The following is a 23,062-nucleotide window of genomic DNA, read 5'->3' on the forward strand; positions in this document are numbered from 1 at the left end:
GATCACTCCTTGACGAGCAGCAGGTTTCCGTGGTCGTCGACGGTCGCGGTCCACCCGGCGCCGACCACGGTCGTGCTGCCGCTCTCCCGGATGACGGCCGGACCGGGCACCGTGCGGCCGGGAGCCAGGTCGGTGCGGCGGTGGACGGTGGCGTCGACCCAGCCGTGCGCGCCGTAGACGCGGGTCGGTGCGGGCTGCGGGGTGGTGCCGGCCGGGGGTGCGAACCGTACGGCGGGTCGGGGGCCGTGGGCGGTCAGCCGGCAGTTGACGATCTCGGCCGGGTGTCCGGAGCGGGCGTAGGCGTACCGGTCGGCGTAGGCGGCGTGGAAGGCCGCGACCAGGTCCTCGGCCGTGGCCGGTAGCTCCCCGACGGGGACGGCGAGGTCGAAGGACTGACCCCGGAACCGCATGCCCACCGACAGGCCGAAGGTGACCTGGTCGGGTTCGACGCCGTCCTCGGCCTTGAGTTGGGCCCGCGCGGTGTCGCGCAGTTCGGCCACCACGGCGCGGACCGCGCCGAGTCCGCTCTCGTCGGCCGGCACCAGCACGGTGCGGACGTAGTCGTGCCGGGCCTGGGCGGTGACGAAGCCGAGGGCGGAGAAGTTGCCCGGTACCGGTGGCACGAGGACCCGGCGGATGCCCAGGTCGTCGGCGAGCACGGTGGCGTGCATGGGGCCGGCGCCGCCGAAGGGCATCAGCACGAAGTCGCGGGGGTCGTGGCCGCAGGCGACCGAGATCTCCTTGATCGCGCTGGTCATCTTGGCGGTGGCGATGGTGAGGATGCCGTGTGCCAGTTCCAGGTCGTCGAGGCCGAACTCGGTGGCCAGGCGGTGCATGGCCGTGCGGGCGGCGGCGACGTCGAGGCGTACCTCGCCACCGAGGCTCTCCTCGGGGTCGAGGTGGCCGACGAGCAGGTGGGCGTCGGTGGTCGTCGGCTCGGTGCCGCCCCGGCCGTAGGCGGCGGGGCCGGGGGTGGAGCCGGCGCTGCGGGGGCCGATGCGGAGTTCGCCGCCGAGGTCGCGCCAGGCGATCGAGCCGCCACCGGCACCGATCGTGTTGATCTCCACCTGGAAGGTGCGGTTCGGGTAGCCGGCGATCGTCCCGTCGTTGGTCATCAACGGGGTGCCGTTCTTGATCAGGCAGACGTCGGTGCTGGTGCCGCCGATGTCGCAGGTGATCACGTTCGGGTAGCCGGCCAGGCCGGCGACGTGGACGCTGGCGGCGACGCCGCCGGCCGGGCCGGACAGGGCCAGGTTGATCGGCAGCCGGCCGGCCTCCTCGGTGGACACGACGCCGCCGCTGCTGGTCATGATCGACAGCGGGTGGGCGTAGCCGCCGGTGGCGAGGGTGTCGCCGAGCCCGCGCAGGTAGTCGGAGACGGTGGAGCGGACGCTGGCGTTGAGCACGGTGGTGGCGAAGCGCTCGTACTCGCCCTGTTCCGGCACCACGTCGGAGGAGATGGTGCAGACCAGGTCGGGATAGCGTTCGGCGAGGCGGGCGGCGGCGGCCCGCTCGTGGGCCGGGTTGCGGTAGGAGTGCAGCAGACAGACGGCCACGGCCTTCGGTCCGGCAGCGGCCACCCGGTCCAGCACGCTGTCGAGGGCGGCGGTGTCCAGTGGCCGCACGACGCTGCCGTCGGCGCCGATGCGCTCGGGCAGGACGTGCCGCAGGCGACGGGGGGTCAGCGGGGGGCGTCCCGCCTCCTTGACGCTGTAGAGCTGCGGCCGGTGGCCGAGACCCATCTCCAGGACGTCGCGGAAGCCCTCGGTGGCGACCACGCTGACCGGCTCGCCGGAGCCTTCCAGCAGCGCGTTGGTGACCCGGGTGGTGCCGTGGACGAAGCGGTCGACCTCGTCGAGGCGTACGCCGAGCTTGGCCAGTCCCTCGAAGATGGCCGCGGCCGGGTCGTCGGGCGTGGACAGGGTCTTGGCCTCGGCGAGCCGGGCGGTGGCCGGCTCGTACACGATGACGTCGGTGAAGGTGCCACCGATGTCGACGCCGATGCACAGCATGGCGAGCCTTTCGATAGTGGTGGGCGCGCGGGCTCCGGCGGCCGGCAGCGGCGCGCCGTCAGGGGCGGGCGGGTCAGAACGTGACGCCGTACCGGCGCAGGGTCCTGCTGGTGACGGACCGAAGGATCCAGTCGAAGACGTAGCCGAGCAGGCCGAGGGTGATGATGCCGACGAAGACCCACTCGGTCTTGGCGTAGTTGCGGGCAGTCCAGATGAGCGATCCGAGGCCGCTCTGTGCCGCGACGATCTCGGCGGAGACGATCGTCAGGAAGGAGTTGCCCATGGCCAGCCGGGCGCCGGTCACCACGTGTGACACGGTCGACGGCAGGACCACCGAGGCCAGGGTGCGTACCGCGTTGGCGCCGAGCGCGCGGGCGGCGCGCAGGCGGAGTTCGTCGACGGACAGGACGCCGGCCAGGGTGTTGAGCGCGACGATGAAGACGGTGGTGTAGAAGATCAGCGCGATCTTCGACGCCTCGCCTGGTCCGAGCCAGATGATCGCCAGGGTGACGAAGGCGATCGGCGGGACGAACCGGAAGAACTGGATGTACGGGTCCAGCATCAGCCGCAGCCACGGTACGCAGCCCATCAGCAGCCCGACCGGAACGCCGATGACGACGCCGAGCGCCCAGCCGGTGAGGATCCGGGTCGACGAGGCGCTGATCGAACTGGCCAGCGTGCCGTCCTGGATGAGTTCGACCGCGCCGCGCCAGGTGAGCAGCGGTGAGGGCAGGAAGAAGGCGGTGTAGTTGCGGCTGACCAGGTCCCAGATGACGACGCCGAGCAGCACCGACAGAGCCGACAAGCCGATCCGGGTCAGCCGGGGTCGGCTGGTGCGGCGGCGGGCCGGGCCGGTCGTGTCGCGGCTGGTCTTCTCCGGCACCGTGCGCAGGTCCACGCTCATCGTCGTGCCTTCCTGTCGGCGCCGTCGGGTGTCGGGCGCTGCCGACCGTCGTGTCCGTCGTCGAGGCCCTGGGCGCGCAGGGTGCGGGCCACCTCGGCGCCGATGTCCTCGCGGAGTTCGCGGAAGAGTGCGGCGCTGGCCGGGTCGGTCAGGTCGCGGGGTCGGGGCAGGTCGCACGGGTACACGTTCTTGATGGCCGCCGAGGGGCCGGCGGTCATGGTGACGATCCGGTCGCCGAGCAGGATCGCCTCGCCGATGTCGTGCGTGACGAACACGATGGTCGCGCCGGTCTCCCGCCAGATCCGGTCGAGTTCGACCTGCATGACCAGTCGGGTCTGGGCGTCCAGGGCGCCGAAGGGTTCGTCCATCAGCACGACCGACGGTTCGTTGGCCAGCACCCGGGCCAGTTGTGCGCGCTGGCGCATGCCGCCGGAGAGTTGGCCGGGAAACCGGTCGGCGCTGTGGCTGAGGCCGACCATGGCCAGGTAGCGGTCGACGTCGGTGGCCCGCTGGGCCTTGGCGACGCCGCGCATGCGCGGGCCGAAGTCCACGTTCTGTCGGACCGTCAGCCACGGGAAGAGCGCTTCGGCGCTCTGGAACACCACGCCGCGGGAGACGTCGGGGCCGGTGACCCGCGCGCCCGCGCAGGTCACCTCCCCACCGACGGGTGTGACGAATCCGGCGATCGCGTTGAGCAGTGTCGACTTGCCGCAGCCGCTGGGGCCGAGCAGGCAGACGAACTCCCCTGCGGCGATGTCCAGGTTCGCCTGGCGGACCGCTACGAAGTCGCCGAACCGGATGTCGACGTCGCTCACGGACACCGGGGAGCCGGTACGGTTCACGCCACTCCCCTGATCATGACGGTCGCCGGGTCGGCCTTCTGGCCGACGATGTTGCTGTCCTGCTGGAACTGGGCGATCTCGTGGTAGCGCTGGATGTCCTCGTCGGTGAAGTCACGGACCTGGCACTGCACGCCTTCGAGGAGGGTCTGTGCCTCGGCGGCGGGCACCTTGATCGCGGTCTCGGTGACGGTGCCGGCCTTGGCGGGGTCGGCGGTGAGCTGCTCGCAGGCCTGGGCGATGGTGTCGACGACCTTCTTGGCCGTCTCCTTGTTGCCCTCGTACCAGGCGCCGTCGACGCCGATCACGAGGTTGTAGACGTACCCGATCTCGCCGCTGGTCAGCAGTACGGTGCCGCCGTTGGCGACGCCCCGCGAGGGCCACGGCTCCCACATGATGTAGCCGTCGACGTCGCCGCGTTGCAGCAGTGCCGGCATCTCGGCGGGTGAGGCGTTGACGAACTCGACCGTGTCGCGGGCGATGTTGCGGCTGTCGAGGACCTTGTTGGTGGCGTACTCGTTCACGGTGCCGGGGACGACGCCGTACTTCTTGATGCCGGCGACGTCGGTGATGCCGGAGCGGGCGACGAGCTTGATGAAGCTGGGCGACTGCGAGAAGACCGCGAGCCCCTTGATGTCGCCCCGGGTCGCCCGGTTGAGCAGGCTGGATTCGGTGCTGGCGGTGACCTGGCCCTGCTTGGCCAGGATCGCGTCGAGCCCGCCGGTCCCCTCCTGGTACTGGGTGACGGTCACGTCGAGCCCGGCCTGGTCGAAGAGGTTCTCCTGGTCGGCGAGGTAGATCGGGGAGTACGCCGGGTCGACGCCGACGCCGAAGTTGACGGCGGGGGTGGGGCCGCTGTCGCCGCCGGAGTCGCCAGAGGACTGGTTCTCGGAACACGCCGCCATGGCGACGGTCATCAGCAGGGCGGCGGCCGCAGCCGTTACGCGCATTCTCATGGCTTCCCCAGACTTAAGCGGCTCATATTGTGGTCTTGGTTTCTTAATATGGGACGCTACTGTGAGGCGCTTTACAACGTCAAGAGGCGTAAGCGAGAGCCTCTAACCACAGACAGTAGCCAGAGGCCGTCGTACGCCCCGTCGTGCTCGCCGACGTACCGAGGAGATAGCGACCATGAAGTACCTGAACAACCCACTTGATGCGGCGAATCCGAAATCTCAGGCGAGAGCACTCCAGGGAAAGAACGTCACGCAACGTGGCGAACATTCGGCCGTGAAGGGACTCGTCTCCCCCCACGGGCACGCGCCGACGACGACCGAGCGGACCTGGAGCGTGACCGACACGCTCCACTACGCCCTCAGCGTCGGCGCCGGTACGCCCGATCCCACCGACGAACTCCGGTACACCACGGAGAACACCGCCGGGCACCCACACGCCGTTCTCCCGAGCTTCGCCACCCTGCTCGCCGCCGATCCGCCGTACCTCGGCGAGCCGGCCGTCGTCCGGCACGCCGGGGAGACCCTGACCCTGCACCGGCCCTTGCCACCCGCCGGCCGGGCCCGCGTCACCGCCACCGTCACCGGCGTCCACGACCAGACCAGCGGCGCTCTGTTCCACCACCGATCCGAGATCCACGACACCGACGGCGTCCACCTGGCCACCGTCGAGCGCACCATGTTCGTCATCGGGGCCGGCGGTTTCGACGGCCCACGCGCGCCGCGCACCCCCTGGCAGCGACCGGCGGAGCGCCCCGACCACACCACCGACCACCACACCCGCCCCGACCAGGCGCTGCTCTACCGCCTCAACGGCGACCGCAACCCACTGCACTCCGACCCGGCGGTAGCCGTCGCCGCCGGCCTTCGCGGCCCCGTCCTGCACGGGCTGTGCACCTTCGGTTTCGCCGCCCGGACCCTGCTGCGCACCGCCGCCGACAACGACCCCGACCGGGTACGCCGGATCAGCGCCCGGTTCACCGCACCGCTGTTCCCCGGCGACACCCTCACCGTGCTGGTGTGGCGCCGCCCGGTGGGCGCACTCTTCCAGGCCGTCGACGGCCGAGGCCGTCCGGTCCTCGACCGGGGCACGCTGGACCTGCACGGATGACCACGAGGCGACGTCCGCGCGCCTGAGCGGCGCGGACGGGTAGCCGTTCCGGCAGTGCCGAGCGGTAGCCTGGACGGGCAGCCACCCTTCGAGGTGGCGGCACGGCGGTGGGGCCCGCCGTACCCGAACCGTGCCGCACCCGGTCGCCGACGGTCCCTACCTGATGATCCTCGCGCACGCCCACACCCGGGCGTGGAGACCGCCCAGGTAGGAGCCCGTGCCCGTGCCGCATGACGAACACCGCGACCCAGCCCGCAGCCCGCTGCGCGAACCGGTCGATCCCGACATCGTCGTCCCACCGGGGCCGCCCGGTCGGGTGCCGCGACAGATCGAGGTCCTCGCCGCGATCGCGGCCGGCGGCGTACTCGGCGCCTGCGCCCGCTACGGCGCAGGCGTGTTGTTTCCGACCGCGCCCGGGACGTTCCCGTGGACGACGTTCTGGATCAACATCACCGGCTGCGCCGTGATGGGTGCGCTCCTGGTCCTGATCACCGAACGGCGCGCCGCTCATCCGCTGGTCCGGCCCTTCCTCGGCACGGGCGTACTCGGCGGCTACACCACGTTCTCCACCTACGCCCTCGACGGCCAGCACCTGATCGGCGGCGGCCGGGCGGGCACGGCGCTGCTCTACCTCGGCGGCACCCTGGTCGCGGCGCTGGCCGCCGGGTGGGGCGCGGCGACGCTCACCCGGCTGCTCGTTGCCACCGGCGACGGAGCCGCCGGATGAACTGGCTCATGGTCATCCTCGGTGCCCTCGTCGGCGCGCCGCTGCGTTTCCTGATCGACCGCGCCGTCCAGGCCCGGCTCGGCACCGCCTTCCCGTGGGGGACCCTCACCGTCAACCTCGTCGCCTGCGTCGGCCTCGGCGTCCTGGCCGGCGTCGGCACCGTGACCGCCGTGACTCCGGCCCTGCAGCACCTGATCGGTCCCGGGTTCTGTGCGACGTTGAGCACCTACTCGACCTTCTCCGTCGAGACGATCCGCCTGACGGAGGCCGGCGCACCGCTGCGCGCGATCGCCAACGCCGTCGGTAGCGTCCTGGCCGGGCTGGCCGCGCTCGCCCTCAGCAGCCAGCTCACGGTCGCACTCCTCGCCTGAGCCGTCCTCGGCGAGCCGACGGTGTCCTGCGGTGCATTCCGGCGAGGTCGTCGTACGCCGCCGGCCGTAGCGGAGCGACCGGAGCGGCTCCTACTCCCGCCAGCCGGTCAGCTCGACCCCCTTGGCCAGGTCCACCCGGAAGCCCAGCGCGATCTCGCCGCTCTCGCCCGGGGCGAGTGACAGCCGCCAGGTCATCTCACCCAGTTCCGTCCGCTCGACCGGTGGCGGCACGACGGTCGTCTCGCGTACCGCCACCGCCTCGTCCCGCGAGACCGGGAGCTGGTCGCGGACCTCGACGGTGGCCGGGCGGGGCGTGTGGTTGTCGACGGTGATCCGGTACTCCACCTCGCGCCGCCGGGTCGACCCGAGCGTGGCCTTGGACTCGGCGCGTCGGTGCAGCTTGCGCTCCACCCGGATCCGGTCGTCCACCCCGAGCGCCAGCTCGGTCTCCTCTCCCGGCGCCCACATCGGCAGCCGGGTGGAGGCGACGAAGTCCGCGTCGTGGAACACCGCGGCCGGGCCGGGCAGCAGTGCGTGCTCCGAGGTGTTGCGGACCGTGGCACGCAGGTGAGCCTCGGCGGCGCGGACCGGGGCGGTGACGTGGTCCAGCCGGGCCGGTAGGTCCAGCACGGCGATGGTGGCGCGGTGGGCGCTGCCGTCGGCGGGCACCGCCACCGGCCGGGCCGGCCGGTAGGTGGCCGCCGTGGTCCCCTGCTCGACCTCGGCAACGCTCTCCCGCAGCATCTGCGGGGCCGGCGGCGCGGCACGGGCCGCACCGGCGGCCGGCGCCGCGCCGAACGCCGGCATCCCGGCCACCATGTCCGGCGCCGCACGGGTGGGCGGTGGCCGGAGCCGGTCGAGATACCAGGGCGACAGTTCGGGTACGCCGGTCGTCGCCGCAGGTCGGGCGGTGGAGAGGCGGAGGTCGCACTCGGGCCAGTCCTCCCCGGTGCTCTGGCTGACCATCGCGAACCAGGTGACGGTCATGGTCTCGTCGACCAGCCGCAGATCGTAGGAGGGTTGCCACCGGGCACCCTCCACCAGGTAGGTCAGCTCCAGCTCGACGTCGGTGTCGTCGGCCTCGACCGCCACGATCACCTCGGCGGCCAGCCGGTCCGGCTGTTGCTTGCCGCGTGCGGCGTCGAGATCGCGCCCGACTGCGGCCAGCTCCTCCCCCAGCTCGGTACGCCGACGGGTCAGTCCGCGCCGTCGGGCACGCGAGTCGGCGAGCTGGGCGGCCACCGAGTCGGTGAAGGCGGCCACGTCGGCGGGCGCGGCGTCGCCGGTGGCCAGCGCGCGGGCGTACGTGCCACCGGCCCGCTCGGCCAGCCTGGTGAGGAACTGCCCGCGCTGCTCCTCGATGCCGTCCGCGTCGTCGACCTCGGCCAACTCGTCGGTCAGCTCGCGCCGACGCTGCTCCAGGGCGACGACCTGCGCGTCGGTGCTGCGGGCCTGCCGCCAGGCGGTCACGTCCACACCGAGCACGGTGGCCGCGCCCCGGCCGCCGACCCGGACCGAGTCCCGCCGAAGGCCCAGTGGCAGCGGCGCGACGCGTACGCGGTGCTGACCGGTTGCCAGTCGGGTGCCGCCACTGCGGGTGACCCGGGCCCGGTCGGGATAGACGGTGACGCCGACGACGGGGGCATCGATCTCCGCAGTGTCCACGGCGGTGAGGGTAGTCGACCCCGGTGACCGTTCCTTCCGGCACCGGTGACCCGCGCCCGCCGGACGGCAGTCTCCGACGCCTGTAGACGGTCGGTGGCCAGGGGTGACGGGATGACACCGCTCGCGCGGGCGCTCGCCCCCCGTCTTCTGGCATCTACGTACGGGGGCGGGTCTCGCACGTGGTGTGCGACGACGGTGGTGCGTGGCGAGGTGTCGTGACGTCCTGAGCGACGCAGCCCGAGCAGCCGCCGAAACACTTCCGGCATGTTTCCGAAACTACCGGTTGAAAACCCTGGAACATTCTGCCAGCCTGATAGGCACCGATCGATGAGATCGCTAACATTGATCTTCCCGACCCTGGAGGTGTCCGCACCGTCACCAGGCCCGAGCATCCGGGTGACACGTCCACACCGGAGTCCACCGCCCGCAGCCACGTCCCGGCGAGCGACGGACTCGACCACCGCCACCCTTCACCCGCCGACCAGACGGCCAGCGGCGAGTCACCTCCGCATGCATGCCGGACATGAGCCCTGACCAGGTCGGCGGAATCGGCATTGCGGGTCGCCGTCTGCGCGCACCCGATCAGCGACAGACATATCCCATCCGTCCCATCAGTGGAGGATCGACATGATCTCCCGAACCCGTCCCCCCAGACGTCGACTCCGCGCGCTCTATGTTCCCGGAGCCGCCGCGCTGGTCGCCGTCTTCGTCGCATCGTTGCTGCCCACGCTCGCCCACGCCGCCGAGACAACTCTCGCGGCGGCGGCGAACCAGTCCGGCCGGTACTTCGGTGCGGCGGTGGCGGCGAACAAGCTCGGCGACGGCGCGTACACGACGATCCTGAACCGCGAGTTCAACAGCGTCACGCCCGAGAACGAGATGAAGATCGACGCGACCGAGCCGCAGCAGGGCAACTTCACGTTCACCAACGCGGATCGGATCGTCAACCACGCTCTCAGTAGGGGTTGGCAGGTGCGTGGCCACACGTTGGCCTGGCACTCGCAGCAGCCCGGCTGGATGCAGAACATGTCCGGCACCCAGTTGCGTAACGCGATGCTCAACCACGTCACGCGGGTCGCCACCTACTACCGGGGCAAGATCCATTCTTGGGACGTGGTGAACGAGGCGTTCGCCGACGGTGACAGCGGCGCCCGGCGCGACTCGAACCTCCAGCGCACCGGCAACGACTGGATCGAGGCGGCGTTCCGGGCGGCCCGGACGGCGGACCCGGGCGCGAAGCTCTGCTACAACGACTACAACACCGACAACTGGAACTGGGCCAAGACCCAGGCCGTCTACCGGATGGTCCAGGACTTCAAGCAGCGGGGCGTACCGATCGACTGCGTCGGGTTCCAGTCGCACTTCAACGCCCAGTCGGCGTACAACAGCAACTACCGGACCACGCTGTCCAGCTTCGCGGCGCTCGGCGTCGACGTGCAGATCACCGAGCTGGACATCGAGGGCTCGGGCACCTCGCAGGCCAACACGTACCGCAACGTGGTCAACGACTGTCTCGCGGTTCCGCGCTGCACCGGCATCACGGTGTGGGGCATCCGGGACACCGACTCGTGGCGTTCCAGCGGCACCCCGCTGCTCTTCGACGGCAGCGGCAACAAGAAGGCCGCCTACACGGCCACCCTGGACGCGCTGAACAGCGCCGGTCCCGGGACCACCCCCACGCCCACCACGCCGGGGCCCACCAACCCTCCGTCCGGCTCCGCCAGTGAGATCGTGGGTTCGCAGTCCGGCCGGTGCGTGGACGTGCCGAACTCCTCGCGGGACAACGGCACCCGTGTCCAACTCTACGACTGCAACAAGCAGACCAACCAGGCCTGGACCTACGACGCCACCACCAGACAACTCCGCGTCTACGGCGACATGTGCCTCGACGCCGCCGGCACCGGCAACAGCGCCGCCGTCCAGATCTACTCCTGCCACAACCAGACCAACCAACAGTGGACCATCAACACCAACGGCACCATCAGCGGCGTCCAGTCCGGCCGCTGCCTCGACGCCTGGAACACCACCAACGGCGCCCAGATCCAGCTCTACGACTGCCACGGACAAACCAACCAGCAGTTCCGGCTGGTGTCCCTCGGCGGTCCCACCTCGCCGCCGCCGACCACGCCGCCGCCGTCGGGTACCTGCTCGCTGCCGTCGTCGTACCGGTGGTCCTCGACCGGCGCGTTGGCACAGCCCCGCTCGGGTTGGGTGTCGTTGAAGGACTTCACCCACGCCCCCTACAACGGCCAGCAACTCGTCTACGCCACCACCCACGACACCGGCACCAGCTGGGGCTCGATGAACTTCGGCCTGTTCTCCAACTGGAACCAGATGGGCTCCGCCAGCCAGAACCCGATGCCGTTCTCCGCCGTCGCCCCCTCCCTGTTCTACTTCGCCCCCCGCAACATCTGGATCCTCGCCTACCAGTGGGGCGGCCCCGCCTTCTCCTACCGCACCTCCACCAACCCGGCAGACGTCAACAGCTGGGGACCGGCACAAACCCTGTTCACCGGATCCATCACCAACTCCGGCACCGGCCCCATCGACCAGGCCCTCATCGGCGACAGCCAGAACATGTACCTCTTCTTCGCCGGCGACAACGGCCGCATCTACCGGGCCAGCATGCCCATCGGCAACTTCCCCGGCAGCTTCGGTTCGAACTACACGACGATCATGACCGACACCACCAACAACCTCTTCGAAGGCGTCCAGGTCTACAAACTCGAAGGCGAAAACCGGTACCTCATGCTCGTCGAAGCCATCGGCTCCCAAGGACGCTACTTCCGCTCCTTCACCGCCACCAGCCTCAACGGCACCTGGACCCCCCAGGCCGCCACCGAGAACAACCCCTTCGCCGGTAAGGCCAACAGCGGCGCCACCTGGACCAACGACATCAGCCACGGCGAACTGCTACGCACCAACGCCGACCAGACCATGACCGTCAACGCCTGCAACCTCCAACTCCTCTACCAAGGACGCTCCCCCAACTCCGGCGGCGACTACGGCCTCCTGCCCTACCGCCCCGCACTACTCACCCTGCAACGCTGACCGCGTGCAGGTCCGGCTCGGGCACAGCCGGCGCGGGCGGGTTCGGCGCATGCCGGACCCGCCCATCCCACACCCACCCCCACCACCACCAGGAGGTATCGACAGTGCGAGGACATGCGCCCCCTCCCCTGCCCTCGGGGATCACTGACGCGCACCGCGCGTCGCCCGGCTTTCGGGGACGACTGCTCAAGCTCGCCGCCGCCGGACTCGCCACCGCCGTCGGGTTGCTCACCGTGACGTTGGCGACAGGGTCGGCGTCGGCCGCCGACAACCCGTACCAGCGGGGCCCGGACCCGACCCGGAACAGCGTCGCGGCGGAGAACGGCCCGTTCGCCAACACGTCGGTCAGCGTCCCCAGCGGGAACGGCTTCAACGGCGGCCGGATCTACTACCCGACCGACACCAGCCAGGGCACCTTCGGGGCCATCGCGATCTCACCCGGCTACACCGCCCTGTTCTCGGCCGAACTGGCCTGGATGGGACCGTGGCTGGCCTCGCATGGTTTCGTGGTGATCGGCATCGAGACCAACAGCCGCAACGACTTCGACACCGCTCGCGGCACCCAGTTGCTCGCCGCTCTGGACTACCTGACGCAGCAGAGCACGGTGCGCAACCGGATCGACCCGAACCGGTTGGCCGTCGCGGGTCACTCGATGGGCGGCGGCGGGGCGCTGAGCGCCGCGATGCGACGCCCGTCGTTGAAGGCGGTGGCCGGCATCACGCCGTACTCGCCGTCGTCGAACCTGGCCAACGACCGGGTGCCCACGATGATCATCTCCGGACAGGCGGACACGGTGGTCACCCCGTCGTACGCGCTCGGTCTGTACAACAGCATTCCGGCCACGACGGAGAGCGTCTACCTGGAGGTCGCCGGTGGCGACCACGGATTCATGGTCGGCCGGTCGAACCCGGTGCTGATCCGGACCATGCTGCCGTTCCTGAAGACGTTCGTCGACAACGACGCCCGGTACACCCAGTTCCTCTGCCCGCTGGTGGACAACAGCGGGGTGGTCACCTACCGCAACACGTGCCCGTTGCTGCCGCCACCGACCGGTACGCCGACCCCGACCCCCACCACGCCCGGGCCGACGACGCCACCGCCCACCACGCCGCCGCCCGGCTCCGCCAGCGAGATCGTCGGCGCGCAGTCCGGCCGGTGCGTCGACGTCCCCAACTCGTCCCGCACCAACGGCACCCGCGTCCAGCTCTACGACTGCAACAGGCAGACCAACCAGACCTGGACCTACAACACCAGCACCAAGCAACTCCGCGTCTACGGCGACATGTGCCTCGACGCCGCCGGCACCGGCAACAGCGCCGCCGTCCAGATCTACGCCTGCCACAACCAGACCAACCAGCAATGGAACATCAACACCAACGGCACCATCAGCGGCGTCCAATCCGGCCGCTGCCTCGACGCCTGGAACACCACCAACGGCGCCCAGATCCAGCTCTACGACTGCCACGGACAAACCAACCAGCAGTTCCGCCTCGCGGCCAGATGATCGTGACCGGCCTGGCCGGTACGCAGCTCTCCAAGCTGCGCAGCCGGGTCCTACACGTCTGAGCGCCAGATGAAACGGGCGGGCTCGATCATGTCGAGCCCGCCCGTTGCCGCGTACGTCCGACTGCGGGCTCCGTAGGCTTGGGCTGGTGACATCTGTGCGGGAACGGATCAGGGCGGTTCTCGCCGGGGCGGTCGACTACGAGGCGGGGCTGGACGCGCTGACCGTCACACCGTCGGTCGACGTCGACCCGGCGCTGGTGGCGGCGCGGGACGAGGCGTTCGCGCGGCTGTGGCGGGGCGGGTGGCAGCCGACCGAGCTGCACCGGGTGGTCGCGCGGCGGGGCCTGCCGCGCCAGGCCGACCTGGTGACCGACGCGGTCGCCGCGTACCTGCGAGGGTTTCCCCGGACCACGGTCGACCGGCGGTGGCTGGCGCAGGCGGACGCCCTCGGGGCGCAGGTCTGGTGGGCGGACGACGCCAGGTACGTCGACGCTCTCGCGGCCCGCTGGCGGCTCGACCGGGTGGCCGTACTCGACCTGGTGTTGGGCCTGCTCGCCATCCTGGCCGCGCTCCCGCCGATCGAGGTGCTCGTCCCGCCGCCCGGGTCCGCCGCCGCCCCGGTCGGCGGGTCTGGGTCGTCGCGGACCGACGCCCGGCTGCTGGACCGGGTACGCGCCCTGCTCGCCAAGGCCGAGTCGACGACCTTTCCGGCCGAGGCGCAGGCGTACACCGCCAAGGCGCAGGAACTGGTCACCCGGCACAGCCTGGACGAGGCGCTGCTGGCAGCGCGTGGCGGTGACGCGACTCCGGTGGTGCCGTACGCGCGCCGGATCGGCGTGGACCATCCGCACGACGGGGAGAAGGCGTCCCTGCTGGCCGCCGTCGCCAAGGCGAACCGCTGCCACACGGTCTGGTCGCCGGAACTGGCGTTCAGCACCGTCTTCGGGTTCGACACCGACATCGACGCGGTGGACCTGCTCTACACCTCGCTGCTGGTGCAGGCGCACCAGGCGATGGCCCGGACCGAGCCGCCGGGTGGTAAGGCCGGTCGGAGCCGGCTGAAGGCGTACCGTCAGTCGTTCCTGGTGGCCTTCGCCGACCGGATCGACGAACGGCTGACCGCCGCGGCACAGGTCGCGTTGGCGCAGGCCATCGATCGGCGGGACGGGAACGGTGCGAGCGACGCGAGCGACCTGCTTCCGGTGCTCGCCGCGCGGGACGAGCAGATCCGCGAGACCATGCGGCGGGTCTTCCCGGACACGGTCCGGTCGCGGGCCATCCGGGTGGACAGCCGCGACGGTTGGGAGTCCGGTCGGCAGGCCGCTGACCGCGCCTCCCTGCCGTCCGACACCAGGCGGTGACGGGATGTCCCGCCCGTCCGAGCCCACCGCACCCCGTTGGCACAGCAGGTGCAGGTTCCTGGCCCACACGCGTCGGTCGACGGCGGGCGGTTCTGGCGACAGGACGACCGTCCGCACCGGGTCACGGTGCGGACGGTCGCCTCGCGATCAGCTCCCGAAGGTGCCGATGTAGAGCAGGCGGTTGGGTGAGCCGGCTCCGGGGTTGACGACGACGTTCGGGGTAGCGGCGGCGACGATCGCCGCGTTCACCGTCGCGGGCGACGCCGACGGGTTGTTCCGCAGGTAGATCGCGGCGGCGCCGGCCACGTGCGGGGCGGCGAACGAGGTGCCGCTACCGGTGTACGTGGCGGTGTTGCTGGTCCGCCAGGCGGCGGTGATCGACACACCCGGGGCGAACAGGTCCAGCGCGGTGCCGTAGTTGGACCAGGTGGGACGGGTGTCGGTGGCGTCGGTGGCGCCGACGGTCAGCGCCTCGGTGACCCGGGCCGGTGAGGTGCCGGTGGCCGGTACGCCGGAGTTGCCTGCGGCGATGGCGTAGGTGATGCCCGCGTTGATGGATCGCCGGACCGCGGCGTCGAGGGTGGTGCTGGCCCCGCCGCCGAGGCTCAGGTTGGCCACCGCCGGTCGGGTGGCATTCGCGGTGACCCAGTCGACACCGGCGATGACACCGGCCGTGGTGCCGGAGCCGCTGTTGTTGAGTACCCGCACCCCGACGACGGTGGCGTTCTTGGCCACCCCGTAGGCGGTCCCGGCGGCGACCGAGGCGACGAAGGTGCCGTGCCCGTTACCGTCGTCGGTGTTGTAGTCGTTGTCGACTGCGTCGTAGCCGTGCACCGCCCGGCCGCCGAAGTCCTGATGGGTGATCCGGACTCCGGTGTCGACCACGTAGATCCGCACCCCGTTGCTCGGACCGTAGGTGAACGACTGGTTCAGCGGCAGGTTCCGCTGGTCGATGCGGTCGAGACCCCAGGACGGCGGGTTCGGCTGGGTGGCCAGCGCCTGTACCCGCTGGTCCTGCTCGACGTAGGCGACGGCCGGGTCGGCGGCCAGGCGGCGGGCGGCCCGCTCGGTGAGGGTCGCGGAGTAGCCGTTGACCGTCCGTCCGTAGAGCCGGTCGACCCGGCCACCGCCGTGCCGGGTGGTGACACGCTCGGCGCTGGCTCGGGTGAGCTGCTGCCCGTCCTTGAGTACGACGATGTAGCTGCCCGGGACGGCGGTCGGCAGGTCGGCACCGAGGACGGTGCCGGTGACCGGCGTGGCCGCCGCCGGGTTGAACCCGGCCGTGGCGAGTAGTGCGCCCGCGAGCGTGGCGGCGCCCAGAGTGCCGAGCCGGCGGCGGGTGACGAGGTGGGTGAGCCTCACGTGGCTGCTCCTTCCTGGGCCGGCCGTGGCAGCGGCCGGCGCGTGCCGCGCCTGTGTCCATGGTGGACGGTGTGGCGCGGGAACCCTTGTGGTGCACCGGGTTCGGTGCGACCCCAGACTAGGAAAGGATGAGCCATCGATGGTTGCGGTTGCTTTAGGCTTCTGTTGCCGGGTTGCGCCAGCCGTAACGAAAAGACGTGACGGTGACGGGCCCACCGCTCAGCCTGCGGAGGCGGTCATCTGACCGGCGACCATGGAACGGCCTGACGCATCACGGTCAGAAGTGGCCGATGCGGCGGGGTCGGCAGGGCGGTACGGCGTCCAGGGCGGCTCACGCAGCGCGGGACAGTGTTCGGCGGTCGGGTGGTTCGCGATGTCGATCATGCGGTCGAGGGCGTCGCGGGCGGCGGCGAGGTCGGCCATGGCGGCGGTGATCCGGTCACGTTCGACGGCCAGCAGCGCGAACGCCTCGCGGGAACCGTGTCCGGCGTCGACGTAGGGCATCAGTTGCAGGATGGTCCGGCTGGGCACACCGGCGGCGAAGAACTGTTGGATCAACCGGACCCGTTCGACGGCTGATTCGGGATAGGTGCGCTGGCCCCTGGGGCTCCGCTCCGACGTGAGTAGACCCTGCTCCTCGTAGTACCGCAGCGCTCTCGTGCTCACACCCGTCCGTCGGGCGACGTCACCGATCCGCATCCACGTCCTCCATCGGTTTCGCGTTCCGACTTGCCCTTGACGTCAACGTCAGCTTTTACCGTAGTCGACGTCGGGCCGGATCCGGTCCCACCCCTTTCCGAGACGACCCAGGCAGGGAGCACCACCCCATGAACATCACCGACCAGATCGCCCTCGTCACCGGTGCCAACCGCGGCATCGGCCGCCAGTTCGTACTGGAGCTGCTCGATCGCGGGGCGCGCAGGGTGTACGCGACGGCCCGTCGCCCCGAGAGCCTCGACTTCGACGACAGCCGCGTGGTGCCGCTGCGACTCGACCTGCTCGACCACGAGTCCGTCGTCGCGGCGGCAGCGACCGCGCGTGACGTCACGCTTCTCGTCAACAACGCCGGTATCGCGACCGGTGCCCCGCTCGTCACCGGTGAGCTGATCGAGGTCCGCCGCGAGATGGACACGCACTTCTGGGGCACCCTCGACGTGATCCGCCAGTTCGCCCCCGTACTCGCCGCGAACGGCGGTGGTGCGATCGTGAACGTGCTCTCGGCGCTGTCGTGGTTCGCCGGCCCGGGCACCGGCGCGTACTCCGCCGCCAAGGCCGCCGAGTGGAACATGACGAACGGTGTACGCCTCGAACTGGCCGCCCAGGGCACCCTGGTCCAGGGCGTACTCCTCGGTGCCGCCGACACGGACATCACCGCCGACTACGACGGACCCAAGATCGACCCCCGTGACGTCCCGCGTCGATCGCTCGACGGGCTGGCCGCCGGGTCGATCGAGGTGATCGTCGACGACTGGACCGCGATGGTGAAGGCGTCCCTCGCCGACGACCCGGCCCCGTTCTACACGCGGGTCACCGAGATGCTGGGCGCCAGCTGAGCTACCCGGCCCACCTCACGGAACAAGGATCGTCTTGCCCCGGATGCGTCCGGCCTCGGCGTCGCGGTGCACCGAGGCCAGGTCGGCGAGAGGACGCGACGCAGCGATGTCGAGACGGACGGCCCCGGCGTCGACCAGGGCGACGAGGGCGGCGAGGTGACGGGTGTCGTTGCGGGCCACGAAGCGTACTGCCCTCACCGCCGACCCGGCGGGTGCCGTCAGCGCGCCGGCGGCGGACACGACGACGCCTCCTGGGCGCACCAGCGACATCAGTGCCGCGGCGTGCCCGGCACCGACCACGACGACGTTGACGATCACGTCGACCGGGGCATCGAGCGCGTCGCCGAGGGGCGTGTTCGTGTAGTCGACGATCTCGTCGGCTCCGAGGTGACGGACCACTGCGGTACTGCGCGGGCTGGCCGTGGCGATGACGTGGGCACCGACGTGCTTGGCGAGCTGGACCACGAACCCGCCGACGCCACCGCCCGCTCCGTTGACCAGTACCCGTTGCCCTGGAGTGATGCCCGCGTGCGCGAACACCGCCTGCCAGGCCGTGACACCGGCAATGGGGATGGCGGCGGCGTGCGGGAGGGGAACGGTGGTGGGCGCCGCCACGACGGTGTCGGCGGCGGCGGTGACGAACTCGGCCGCGGCACCGCCCGTGTCGAGCCGTCCGACGACCCGGTCGCCCACGGCGAGGGTGTCCACACCGTCGCCGAGCTCGACGATCGTGCCGGCGACATCCCCGCCGAGGGTGTACGGCAGATCCAGCGGGAAGACGGCACGCAGCAGTCCCCGGCGCAGCCCGATGTCGGACGGATTGAACGAGGTCGCGGCGACCGTGATCAGCACCTCGTTCCGGCCCGGCGTCGGGCGCGGCACGTCCTCCTCCCGGATGACCGAGGCCTCGCCGTACTGGTGGATTCGCATGGCTCTCACCACTCGAACCTATGGCGGCACCCGAAGACGATCCATGCTCTGTAGTCCCTCATTCATACTCGATCGTCCTCGCGGCGATATCCTGGCCCCGATGGACGTACTCAGCGACGTGATCACGGTCATGCGAGCCGGCCGGCCGCGCTCCGCGCGGATCGCGTGGTACGCCCCGTGGGCGCAGCGGTTCGCACCCGTACCCGGCTCCGCCGGTTTCCAGATCGTCCTCCAGGGGCCGTGCTGGCTCATCGCACCGGACACCGACCCGGTGCCGCTTGCCGCCGGAGACATCGTGTTCCGGCCGCACGGTCCGGGCCACACGCTGGCCGACAGCCCGACGACCTCACCCACCGCGCCCGCCTGCGACCCGAACGACCCTGGCCTGTCGCGCTACGTCTCGGACGTCGGCGACGCCGCTGCCACAGTTACCCTGTGCGGCGCGTACGAACTCGATCCGGTCCATACGCATCCGCTGCTCGACGACCTGCCCGCGCTCATTCACCTGCCCGCGCACCTCGGGCGACACCCGGAGCTACGCGCCACCGTGGACCTGCTCGCCAGCGAACTGGAACGGCCCCGCCTCGGCACCGACGCCATCATCCCGGCACTGCTCGACACCCTGCTGCTGCACATCCTGCGTGCCTGGCTCGACCGCAACCCGTCCTCGCCGACCGTGGCAACGGGCTGGGCGGCCGCACTCAACGATCCGGCCACCGCCGCCGCACTACGGGCCATCCACAGCGACCCCGCCCGGCCGTGGACCGTCGCGGCACTCGCCGCCGAGGCGGGGCTGTCCCGAGCACCGTTCGCGCGCCGTTTCACCGCGCTGCTCGGCCAGCCGCCGATGACCTACCTGACCTGGTGGCGGATGACCACCGCCGCCCGGCTTCTCCACCAGTCCGACACGCCGCTGCGCGGCATCTCGGAGCGAGTCGGCTACACGTCGGAGTTCGCGTTCGCCGCCGCTTTCAAACGCCGGTACGGCACCTCCCCCGGCAGATACCGACGGCGGTGACGGCGCCCCTCAGACCCGGTCGTTCGTCGCCGCCCCGGCCGCTCCCGGGAAGCGTTGCACAAACGCGCGGTGCACCGGGGTGTCCGGGAGGCCGTCGCGGATGGCGAACAGCACGTGGTCGAACCGGTCGACGACCCGCAGCGCGTCGGCGAACGCGTCGGCCACCGTCGCGGGGTCGTTGCGGAACACTCCGCACCCCCACGCGCCCAACACCACCGTCCGATGCCCGTGCGCCGCCGCGACCTCCAGTACCCGCCGGGCGCGTCGGGTCAGGACGGCCGGTACCTCCGCCGCGTGCTCGGGTTGGTTGCGGAGGACCGCGCCCAGGTTCGGCGCCGCAGCGGTCAGGAACGACGTCAGGTACGGCCGGTCGAGGAGGGTGCCCTTGTCGTCCCGGAACACCGGAACCCCCGGCGAGTAGACGACCCGGTCGCTGTACCGCAGATCCCGCTGCGCACGATGGAACGCGTAGAAGTCCGGCGCCGCGAGCAGACACGGGTACAGCGCCGACGAGCGGGCGATGCTCTCCTCCTGTGCCTTCGCCCCGCCCAGGAAGCCGCCTCCCGGGTTCTTCGCGGAGGCGAACACCAGACAGGCCGCTGCGGATCCCAGCCGGGAGGCCGCCTGCAACGTCGACTCGTGCGTCACCTCCACCCGGCCGACACCGGGCGCCGTGCTCTCCCCGTGCAACACGTCGTCGGGCAGGTGGTGCCGCGTGCCGGCGACGGCGGCCCGCACCGCGTCGCCGATGACGACCTCGTCACCGTAACCATTGCGATAGCGGCCGGACTCGGCGATGGACACGGTCTGGCGGGCGATCTCACGAAGACGCTGACTCACCGGCGCACCAAGTGAGTCGGGAGGGAAGGGGTCTGCACAGCCGTGCAGGCTAGGCAGGCAGAGCATCAATCGACAAGCGATTTCGCCGCCCACACCTCCCAGGGCATCCTAGGAAGTCATCCTGGTCGCGGTAGACGCCGAGCGCCCGTCACATACCCTGGACCCTCGCCGACGTCTGATGTGGCACCGAACCGGTGCCACATCTTCGAGCGTCCCGGTGTGTCGGCGCGTGCCAGGGTCCGGTCAGGCCGCGCCGGCCACGAGCAGGGCAAGGACCTGCCCGAGCAGGTTGTTGGTGACGTGCACCGCGACGGCGGGCCAGATGGAGCCGCTGCGGCGGAACACTTCGGCGGCGACCAGGCCGACGACCAGTGCGGTCACGAAGACGAGGTTCAGGCCGTGCATCAGCGCGAAGATCAGTGAGCTGCCGACGACACCGACGACCGCGCCGTAGCGCAGCAGTGCCGTGGTGACGATCCCGCGAAAGAGGAACTCCTCGCCGATGGGCGTGAGGACCGCCAGGAACAGGAACGACAGGATCAGCGTGAGGATGCCGTCGCCGGCCGCGTCGAGATACGGCTGTTGGATGTTCTCGGACGGGCCGGTGAGGTAGTAGACCGTGGCGGCGACGAGCCGGGAGACGACCAGGGCGACCAGACCACCGGCGACCCCGATCAGCAGCCAACGGCCGGTCGTCGGGCGGATGCCGAGGTCGCTCCAGTTCGTGGAGCGGATGCGGGCGGCGGCGGCGAACGCGAGGAGACCGGCGACACCCGAGAGGGCGGCCAGGATGAGGCCGGACGTGACCGGGCTGAACCCGTCGGTGACCCCGGTCCGGTCGAGGGTGATCGGTAGGCCGTAGCCGACCACCGCCATGACGGCCAGCCCGACGAGGATCTCCGGCCATCCCGGTCGCTTCGTCTCCACCAACGCGTCCACCGACATGACGGCAACCTCCATCGCGAACCTCGTGCGGGCCGAGGCAGATAGTTGCCCTTCCGGTCCTGGCGCAAACCGAACGATTCCGTACCTCGCCCATCCGCTGGCCACGGCCCCACGGTGGACGCGGGCCGTACGGCGGTCGTGGCGGACAGTACGCTTCGATTCGTGACGATCGGCCGTGAACTCCGGTCGACCCACGGGCGTAGTAGGCAGCGGATTCCACGACGAGGAGGGTCGCTGTGCAGGGGACGTCTGGTGCCGACGCCATCCGCCGGATCGGCAACCTGGCCGGCCGCCTCGGTGCTCGCTACCGTCGGCTCGACGTGCGGATGCGCCGGGCGGTGGCGATCACCGGAGTACTCGCCATGCTCGGAGTCGCCGCCGTGGCGTCCAGCATCGGCACTGCGACCGCCGAACCGGCTGTCCTGGTCGGCAAGGACGTACCGGCCGACCAGGCGACGGCGATCGTCGCGGCCGCCCTGTCGTGTCCCGCGCTGACTCCGGCGCGACTCGCCGGTCAGGTGATGGCGGCGTCGGGCTTCGAGGTCAATCAACGCTCCGCCGCCGGTGGCGCCGGCGTGGCCGCTCTCAGCGAGGAGACGTGGCAGCGGTGGGCCCCGTGGCCGCAGGCGCCCCGGCTGGACGCCACGGCCAACATCCTGGCGCTCGCCCGCCACGTGTGTGACCTGGTCGGTCAGGTGCGCCACGCCGGTGTCAGCGGTGATCCGTGGCGGTTGGCGCTGGCGGCGTACCACTCCGGCGTCGACGCGGTCCGCGCGGCCGGCGGCGTGCCGGCGTCCGCTGAGGACTACGTCGCGACGGTCGCCGCCTACGCCGAGGGCTATGCCGGCCGGCCGGACCTGGCCGCCACCGCCGAGCCGACCCCACCGCCGCGCCCGGTCGAGGCCGCGCCGTCGCCGGGCACCGCGCCCCGACCGGTACCCGGCGCCTACCTCGATCTGGTGCTGTCCGCCGGGAAGGTGTGTGCGACGGTGACCCCGGCCCGGGTGGCGGCGCAACTGATGGCGTCGTCCGGCTTCAACCCCAACCTGCTCGGCCCCAATGGCGGGCAGGGCATCGCCCAGTTCCTGCCGGCGATCTGGGCCCGGTACGCCGAGCCGTCCGCCTCGCCGTGGGATCCGACCGTGGCGATCCCGACCCTGGGGCGGGCGATGTGCAGCCTCTCCGGTGAGCTGGCCGGCCTCGGGGCGGACCCGTATCCGATCGCCCTGGCCGCCTACCAGTGGGGTACGACCGTGGTGCAGCAGGCCGGTGGAGTGCCGGATGCGGCCGGGCTGCGCGACTTCACCGGCATGGTGCTGGCGTACGCCGAGCACTACGCGCGGGACCCACGGCTCGGTGCGCCCCCGGCCACGCCGACCGCCGGCCCGAGGTCGGGTGGCCCCTCGGCACCGCCGCTCGCCGGCGCTCCCCCGTCGCCCCCGCCGGCCCCACCGGCCCCACCGACGCCGGTCGTCCCCACCCCGGCCCGAGCGACCCCGGCCCGCACGACGCCACCCGCGGCGACGACCGCGCCCAGCTACCCCGGGCGGCCGATGATCGGTTGGGAGAACCGCTGCATCGAGGTGCCCGGGGCAAGGTCGGTGGATGGTGCCCAGTTGCAGATGGCGGGGTGTGTCTCCGGCAACGTCGGCCAGAAGTGGTCGTTCAGCAAGGGCACGATGATGGCGCTCGGCAAGTGCATGGACCTGGCCTGGGCGGGCACCACCGACGGCACCGCCGTTCAGCTCGCCGACTGCAACGGTGGTTGGGCCCAGCAGTTCCGGCTGACCAGTGCGGGCGACATCGTCAACCCGCACACCGACAAGTGCGTCGACATCCGGGACTGGGGCACCCGGCTGCAGTTGTGGACCTGCTCCGGTACGGCCAATCAGAAGTGGCGTCGGGGCTGAGAG

General features: G+C 71.1%; 19 protein-coding genes. 9 read left to right on the forward strand and 10 right to left on the reverse strand.

Annotated elements, in window-relative coordinates:
* Positions 1-2: 2 nt before the first annotated feature.
* From ACQVFL_RS18510 to ACQVFL_RS18525, 4 genes are all read right to left on the reverse strand, one after another.
* Positions 3-2,012 carry a hydantoinase/oxoprolinase family protein gene (locus tag ACQVFL_RS18510; protein ID WP_431727136.1) on the reverse strand — a complete coding sequence of 670 codons (2,010 nt, stop codon included), beginning with the start codon at positions 2,010-2,012 and terminating at the stop codon, positions 3-5.
* A 73-nt stretch (positions 2,013-2,085) separates the two neighbouring features.
* A complete protein-coding gene (locus ACQVFL_RS18515; RefSeq protein ID WP_431727137.1) occupies positions 2,086-2,916 on the reverse strand; it encodes an ABC transporter permease in 831 nt (276 codons plus the stop codon).
* Positions 2,913-3,737: an ABC transporter ATP-binding protein gene (locus tag ACQVFL_RS18520; protein ID WP_431727138.1), complete on the reverse strand. Its 825-nt coding sequence runs from the start codon at positions 3,735-3,737 to the stop codon at positions 2,913-2,915. Before ACQVFL_RS18520 ends, ACQVFL_RS18515 begins: the two co-directional genes overlap by 4 nt.
* Positions 3,738-3,754: 17 nt before the next feature.
* A complete protein-coding gene (locus ACQVFL_RS18525) occupies positions 3,755-4,711 on the reverse strand; it encodes an ABC transporter substrate-binding protein (RefSeq protein WP_396694449.1) in 957 nt (318 codons plus the stop codon).
* 274 nt (positions 4,712-4,985) lie between these two features.
* Here ACQVFL_RS18525 and ACQVFL_RS18530 point away from each other — a divergent pair, with 274 nt between their 5' ends.
* From ACQVFL_RS18530 to crcB, 3 genes are all read left to right on the forward strand, one after another.
* A complete protein-coding gene (locus ACQVFL_RS18530) occupies positions 4,986-5,819 on the forward strand; it encodes a MaoC/PaaZ C-terminal domain-containing protein (RefSeq protein WP_431727139.1) in 834 nt (277 codons plus the stop codon).
* 223 nt (positions 5,820-6,042) lie between these two features.
* Positions 6,043-6,546 (forward strand): fluoride efflux transporter FluC, encoded by a 504-nt coding sequence (locus ACQVFL_RS18535; RefSeq protein ID WP_396694445.1) that lies wholly within the window; start codon positions 6,043-6,045, stop codon positions 6,544-6,546.
* Positions 6,543-6,917: a fluoride efflux transporter CrcB gene (crcB, locus tag ACQVFL_RS18540; protein ID WP_396694443.1), complete on the forward strand. Its 375-nt coding sequence runs from the start codon at positions 6,543-6,545 to the stop codon at positions 6,915-6,917. The genes ACQVFL_RS18535 and crcB overlap by 4 nt, the downstream gene beginning before the upstream one ends.
* A 90-nt stretch (positions 6,918-7,007) precedes the next feature.
* Here crcB and ACQVFL_RS18545 read toward each other — a convergent pair whose 3' ends face one another.
* Positions 7,008-8,582, reverse strand: coding sequence for a DUF4139 domain-containing protein (locus ACQVFL_RS18545; RefSeq protein ID WP_431727140.1), 1,575 nt, complete (start codon positions 8,580-8,582; stop codon positions 7,008-7,010).
* Positions 8,583-9,209: 627 nt separating this feature from the next.
* Here ACQVFL_RS18545 and ACQVFL_RS18550 point away from each other — a divergent pair.
* The 3 genes from ACQVFL_RS18550 (at position 9,210) to ACQVFL_RS18560 (ending at position 14,501) form a co-directional block, all read left to right on the forward strand.
* Positions 9,210-11,633 carry a non-reducing end alpha-L-arabinofuranosidase family hydrolase gene (locus ACQVFL_RS18550; protein WP_431727141.1) on the forward strand — a complete coding sequence of 808 codons (2,424 nt, stop codon included), beginning with the start codon at positions 9,210-9,212 and terminating at the stop codon, positions 11,631-11,633.
* A gap of 104 nt (positions 11,634-11,737) precedes the next feature.
* Positions 11,738-13,138: a ricin-type beta-trefoil lectin domain protein gene (locus tag ACQVFL_RS18555; protein WP_431727142.1), complete on the forward strand. Its 1,401-nt coding sequence runs from the start codon at positions 11,738-11,740 to the stop codon at positions 13,136-13,138.
* A gap of 148 nt (positions 13,139-13,286) precedes the next feature.
* On the forward strand, positions 13,287-14,501 hold the full coding sequence (locus tag ACQVFL_RS18560) for a DUF2786 domain-containing protein (protein WP_431727143.1): 1,215 nt from the start codon (positions 13,287-13,289) through the stop codon (positions 14,499-14,501).
* A gap of 147 nt (positions 14,502-14,648) precedes the next feature.
* On the opposite strand, the gene ACQVFL_RS18565 is transcribed toward ACQVFL_RS18560, so the two are convergent.
* Both ACQVFL_RS18565 and ACQVFL_RS18570 read right to left on the reverse strand, forming a co-directional pair.
* Entirely contained in the window at positions 14,649-15,863 is a 1,215-nt protein-coding gene (locus ACQVFL_RS18565) for a S8 family peptidase (RefSeq protein WP_431727144.1), read from the reverse strand.
* Between the two features lie 219 nt (positions 15,864-16,082).
* On the reverse strand, positions 16,083-16,562 hold the full coding sequence (locus tag ACQVFL_RS18570; RefSeq protein ID WP_431727145.1) for a MerR family transcriptional regulator: 480 nt from the start codon (positions 16,560-16,562) through the stop codon (positions 16,083-16,085).
* Between the two features lie 128 nt (positions 16,563-16,690).
* Between ACQVFL_RS18570 and ACQVFL_RS18575 the strand changes: the two genes are divergently transcribed.
* On the forward strand, positions 16,691-17,416 hold the full coding sequence (locus tag ACQVFL_RS18575; protein WP_431727146.1) for an SDR family oxidoreductase: 726 nt from the start codon (positions 16,691-16,693) through the stop codon (positions 17,414-17,416).
* A gap of 15 nt (positions 17,417-17,431) precedes the next feature.
* Here ACQVFL_RS18575 and ACQVFL_RS18580 read toward each other — a convergent pair whose 3' ends face one another.
* Entirely contained in the window at positions 17,432-18,346 is a 915-nt protein-coding gene (locus tag ACQVFL_RS18580) for an NADP-dependent oxidoreductase (RefSeq protein ID WP_431727147.1), read from the reverse strand.
* Positions 18,347-18,446: 100 nt separating this feature from the next.
* Between ACQVFL_RS18580 and ACQVFL_RS18585 the strand changes: the two genes are divergently transcribed.
* A complete protein-coding gene (locus tag ACQVFL_RS18585; RefSeq protein WP_431727148.1) occupies positions 18,447-19,364 on the forward strand; it encodes an AraC family transcriptional regulator in 918 nt (305 codons plus the stop codon).
* 9 nt (positions 19,365-19,373) lie between these two features.
* Here ACQVFL_RS18585 and ACQVFL_RS18590 read toward each other — a convergent pair whose 3' ends face one another.
* Both ACQVFL_RS18590 and ACQVFL_RS18595 read right to left on the reverse strand, forming a co-directional pair.
* Positions 19,374-20,204, reverse strand: coding sequence for a TIGR02452 family protein (locus ACQVFL_RS18590; protein WP_431727149.1), 831 nt, complete (start codon positions 20,202-20,204; stop codon positions 19,374-19,376).
* 243 nt (positions 20,205-20,447) lie between these two features.
* Positions 20,448-21,164: a CPBP family intramembrane glutamic endopeptidase gene (locus ACQVFL_RS18595; RefSeq protein ID WP_431727150.1), complete on the reverse strand. Its 717-nt coding sequence runs from the start codon at positions 21,162-21,164 to the stop codon at positions 20,448-20,450.
* Between the two features lie 221 nt (positions 21,165-21,385).
* Here ACQVFL_RS18595 and ACQVFL_RS18600 point away from each other — a divergent pair, with 221 nt between their 5' ends.
* The gene (locus tag ACQVFL_RS18600; protein WP_431727151.1) at positions 21,386-23,059 is read left to right on the forward strand and encodes a ricin-type beta-trefoil lectin domain protein; all 1,674 of its coding nucleotides are present in this window, start codon (positions 21,386-21,388) and stop codon (positions 23,057-23,059) included.
* Positions 23,060-23,062: the final 3 nt, after the last annotated feature.

The organism is Verrucosispora sp. TAA-831, from assembly GCF_050780145.1.
Classification (GTDB): Bacteria; Actinomycetota; Actinomycetes; order Mycobacteriales; family Micromonosporaceae; genus Micromonospora.

Bases quoted from the DNA above. Each gene is read 5' to 3' on its own strand.
- ACQVFL_RS18550 (WP_431727141.1), top strand. From the start codon at position 9,210: ATGATCTCCCGAACCCGTCCCCCCAGACGTCGACTCCGCGCGCTCTAT.
- ACQVFL_RS18570 (WP_431727145.1), bottom strand. From the start codon at position 16,562: ATGCGGATCGGTGACGTCGCCCGACGGACGGGTGTGAGCACGAGAGCG.
- ACQVFL_RS18515 (WP_431727137.1), bottom strand. From the start codon at position 2,916: ATGAGCGTGGACCTGCGCACGGTGCCGGAGAAGACCAGCCGCGACACG.
- ACQVFL_RS18595 (WP_431727150.1), bottom strand. From the start codon at position 21,164: ATGGAGGTTGCCGTCATGTCGGTGGACGCGTTGGTGGAGACGAAGCGA.
- ACQVFL_RS18510 (WP_431727136.1), bottom strand. From the start codon at position 2,012: ATGCTGTGCATCGGCGTCGACATCGGTGGCACCTTCACCGACGTCATC.
- ACQVFL_RS18575 (WP_431727146.1), top strand. From the start codon at position 16,691: ATGAACATCACCGACCAGATCGCCCTCGTCACCGGTGCCAACCGCGGC.
- crcB (WP_396694443.1), top strand. From the start codon at position 6,543: ATGAACTGGCTCATGGTCATCCTCGGTGCCCTCGTCGGCGCGCCGCTG.
- ACQVFL_RS18525 (WP_396694449.1), bottom strand. From the start codon at position 4,711: ATGAGAATGCGCGTAACGGCTGCGGCCGCCGCCCTGCTGATGACCGTC.
- ACQVFL_RS18585 (WP_431727148.1), top strand. From the start codon at position 18,447: ATGGACGTACTCAGCGACGTGATCACGGTCATGCGAGCCGGCCGGCCG.
- ACQVFL_RS18580 (WP_431727147.1), bottom strand. From the start codon at position 18,346: ATGCGAATCCACCAGTACGGCGAGGCCTCGGTCATCCGGGAGGAGGAC.